At 65.7% G+C, this 4,057-nt stretch carries 3 protein-coding genes and 1 tRNA gene; all 4 read right to left on the reverse strand.

Features of this window, described 5'->3' with window-relative positions; all coding sequences use genetic code 11:
• The coding region (locus AC5P5M_RS18350) for an autotransporter outer membrane beta-barrel domain-containing protein (protein ID WP_495206239.1) at nucleotides 1-2,229 on the reverse strand (2,229 nt) is incomplete at its 3' end.
• Nucleotides 2,230-2,527: 298 nt separating this feature from the next.
• A tRNA-Thr gene (locus tag AC5P5M_RS18355) sits at nucleotides 2,528-2,603 on the reverse strand.
• A gap of 51 nt (nucleotides 2,604-2,654) precedes the next feature.
• Nucleotides 2,655-3,659: a 2-hydroxyacid dehydrogenase gene (locus AC5P5M_RS18360; RefSeq protein WP_495206240.1), complete on the reverse strand. Its 1,005-nt coding sequence runs from the start codon at nucleotides 3,657-3,659 to the stop codon at nucleotides 2,655-2,657.
• Nucleotides 3,660-3,757: 98 nt separating this feature from the next.
• Nucleotides 3,758-4,057 (reverse strand): autotransporter domain-containing protein (locus AC5P5M_RS18365; RefSeq protein WP_495206241.1); only part of this gene is annotated, 300 nt, incomplete at its 5' end.

A 4,057-nucleotide genomic window follows, 5' to 3' on the forward strand; every position in this document is an offset into this window, starting at 1 on the left:
ATGGCTGGCGAAGCCGCGTGCCCACAGACCGTGGCCACGCTGGCCATCACCGCTGGCCCCCGCACCTGCTGCCGTCGGCTCGACCAGATGCATTGCCAGCTGGTTGAACAGGGTGCCATGGCGCATGCCCGGCTGTGCCGATATCGACTGCGCGACCTGCGCGGCCAGGCCATCGGCATCCCCACCGGCACTGCGCATCGCCGCCTGATGCTGCTGGACCACGTTGCCGATGCTGCCCAGCAGGGCGTTGTCGGCCAGGCGCAGGGTGGCGTGCGCATCGCCACGCAGCGCACCGGCCTGCTGCGCGACCACGTCGCGGTCGGCAAACTGCAGTGCACCCAGCAGCGGCTCCAGCGCCGACGCCGGCTGCGACGCGGCCGTCCTCAATGCCTGGCCGAGGCCCGCGCCCGACGCCACGTTGGCGAACGGAGACACGTCATCGAAGGCCGGATTGGCGACCGCCCAGATGCCGTCGCCGGTCTGCACGATATTGAACGTGAGCAGCGAGTTCTCGCGCGGATGGAACCTGCGCTGTGCCGTGTCGGCACTGGTCAGATCGGCACTGTAGCCCGAGCCGTCCTGCCGCTCGGCACGGGTGAAGGCGACCTGTCCGGCCTGCAGCTGCGGCACGCTGGCATCGAACTCGCTGTCACTGTCGTTCAACAGCGCGGTGGTCAGCTCGTTGCCTTCCTTGCTGCCATAGATACGTCCCTGTACCAGCGGGATCGAAAGATCCTGGCGGTAGTAGCCCGGTGCGATATCCAGCGCGAGCTTGCCGACCGTGCCGCCGATCAGGAAGCCCGGCGCAGTGGTGGCCGCCCCGTTTCCGCAATAGTAGTAGCTGCCCTGGCTGTCGCAGCGATGGACTTCGAATGCGTCCAGTACAAGGCCCGCCTGGCGCGTCTCCGGGGTGATGTCGAACAGCAGCCGGCCGGCATTGGGATAGGCGAAGCTGACATAGCCGTTGACCGTCAACGGGCCGCCCTGCGGATGAAGATCGCCACCGGCCACCCTCACCCGCGCCACCTGCGGAACATTCCAGGGGAAGTCGGGATAGTCCGGGTCCCCGACATAGGCCGTCGCGCCGATGGTTCCATGCCCCTTCAGTGCGGTCCCTGGATCCAGCGTCACGACGGCCGTGGAGATTCGACCACCGGCCATCGCCACCTCACCTCCACGCCGGACCAGCAGCGTATCGCTGTTGTCCAGTTCGCCGGTCGAGGCGAGGGACAGCGAACCGTCCACGATCGTGCTCCCGGCCTTCAGCAGACCGTCCCTCACATCGACGGCACCGTTGCGTCCTATCACGCTGTTGCCGGTAAGCAGGTTGCTCTGCGCTGTGATGTCCAGCCTTCCCGAGTCCACCCACAGGATCGACGCACCGCTGTCTTCTGTCGCGGACCAGTGGGCGCCTGCGGTGAGCTTGATCACGCCAAAGGCATCGCCGCCGACGACCTTGTCCACATCCACATCGCGCACATAGGAGAACTGCGCGGGATCGAATGCCGGATTGATGTTTCCGCTCACCTGCTTGCCATCGATGATCAGGACATCGTTGGTCGTTGCATAGTCCATCGAGGTCGCCACCCTGTCGCTGAACAGCGTCACGTCCGGATAGGCCGTGCAGCCACCGTCCTCGCTGGTGTCGCGCGTCGGGCAGAAGCGGGTCGCGATGGCCATCGTGGCCGGATCGAAATAGCGCAGGAAGCCGGAGCTTTCCGCCAGTTCGTAGTGGGCCTGGGTGATCCGGCCTTCAATGACGGCAAAGTCCCTGGCGCCAAACATGTCCCGGTAGTACTGGATGTACTTCTCCTGGCCCGGGTACGGCGTGGGAACACCATCCCGGGCTTCGCCATGAATCCCCAGCACGGTCATGTCGTAACCGTCATACACCGGCAGGGCGAAGCGGGTGATCCGACGATTGACACCGGCGACGAACGCATCGGCACACGCCGAGTAGCAACCACCGTCCAGCACGGTATCCAGGCCATTGCGGCGGATGACCTCGCCCATGCCAACGCCACCGCTGGCAGCACCACCGGGTGAATTGCGGAAGACGATCTGGCGGATGGTCCGTCCCTGCCGGTTCGCCGCGCTGAGAATGCGCTCCAAGGTCCTGGGATCGCTGCTCTCGACGCCGCCGGAGTAGTAGATCGTGTCGCCGTTCAGATGGAAGGTGCTTGCCTGCGCATCGAGCGTGGAGAGTCCCGCCATCAGAGCGAACGACATCGCCATGCTCAGCCTGGACCGGGAAGTGAGGGGGGAGATCGACGAGTTCGACATGCGGGTTACCTGTGTTCGAGAGAGTGCCGCCCCGCCAACGCCACTGCCGATGCAGGGCCACTGGACGTCGCAGTGCCATCCGTCGCGCCTGTGGCCGACGACAGGAAGCACTAACGGCCGAAGGTCGCCCTCACCCCCAGTCGGGCGGCGAATCGCGCCACCTGCCCTCGCATTCCGCCGGGCATGGCCCGGCGCCACCAGACACAAAAAAGCCCCGACCAGGGCCGGGGCTTTTCATCAAACATGGTGCCGGAAACAGGAGTCGAACCTGCGACCTACGCATTACGAATGCGCCGCTCTACCAACTGAGCTATTCCGGCCGAGCACGCGATTTTACGGGCTCCCCTGCCCGGTGGTCAATCCACCCTCGGTCAGCCTGCCTCCACCCGGTTCGCGCACGCCCGCCCGGCTGCGAAATCCGCCAGGTTGCCCAGCGTGATCGCCGAGATCTCCTGCAGGGCCTCCACGGTGAAGAAGCCCTGATGGCCGGTCACCAGTACGTTGGGGAAGGTCATCAGGCGCTGGAACGCTTCATCGTCGATGATTTCCCCGGAGAGATCCTGGAAGAACAGCGCGCTTTCCTGCTCGTAGACGTCGATGGCCAGGTGGCCCAGCCGGCGTGATTTCAGCGCGCGGATGACCGCATGGGTGTCGACCAGACCGCCACGCGAGGTGTTGACCAGCATGGCACCCGCCTTCATCTGCGTCAGCGACGCATCGTTGATCAGGTGATGGGTATCCGCCGTCAATGGGCAGTGCAGCGACACGATGTCGGCGCGGGACAACAGCTCGGCCAGAGCCACGTTCTCTCCCAACGCGGCGAAGGATGCCGATGGATAGGGATCATGGCCCAGCACCGTGCAGCCCAGGCCCTTGAAGATGCGCGCCGTCGCCACACCGATCTTGCCGGTGCCGACGATGCCGACGGTGCGGCCATGCAGGGTGTGCCCAAGCAGGCCATCGAGCATGAAGTTGCCTTCGCGCACGCGGTTGTAGGCGCGATGTGTCTGCCGGTTGAGGGTCATCACCAGGGCCAGTGCGTGCTCGGCGACGGCTTCAGGCGAGTAGGCCGGCACGCGCGCGACGAACAGGCCCAGCGACGTCGCAGCGGCGAGATCGACGTTGTTGAAGCCGGCGCACCGCAGCAGCACGGCGCGCACGCCCTGAGCGTGCAGGGCCTGCAGCACAGGGGCATCAAGACGATCATTGACGAACACGCAGACGGCGTCGCAGCCCTGTGCCAGCGTGGCGGTATGCAGGTCGAGCGAGGCATCGAAGTAGACGAACGCGAAATCCTGTTCTGCGGCGCCGCGCTGATTGGCCTCGTCAAGAAAGCGACGATCATAGGGCCGGGCGCTGAAGACTGCGATCTGCATGGAGGGGCCTGGGTGGAATTCCATGCCGAACGATACCGCAGCAGCGTGCGTCCTGGGACGGCACCGGCGATGCAGACATCGCCGGTGCCGCCGGCCACTCAGAACCGGTAACCCAGGCCCAGCTGCACACCATTCTGCAGCTGTCCGTCGCGGCGCTCGCCTACATAGTCGACCATCACCGACAGCCGCTCGCTGGCCCGGCTGGTCACACCCAGGTTCCAGCTCAGCACCTGTTCGCCCACCGTCTGGCTGTTGCTGCCGAACACCAGATCCGGCGCCGCCGCAAAGCCGGTGCTGTAGCGGGCCTGCGTATCCCCCAGCTCCTTCTGCCACACCACCCGCGCCCGCGGGGTGATGCGCTCGCCGTTGTTGCCCTCGAAGGTCTTGAACAGCTGCAG

The sequence above is a fragment of the Stenotrophomonas sp. YJH_SMC_106-19 genome (genome assembly GCF_059368375.1).

Coding starts and splice junctions, on each gene's coding strand:
- AC5P5M_RS18360 (WP_495206240.1), bottom strand. CDS start 3,659: ATGCAGATCGCAGTCTTCAGCGCCCGGCCCTATGATCGTCGCTTTCTT.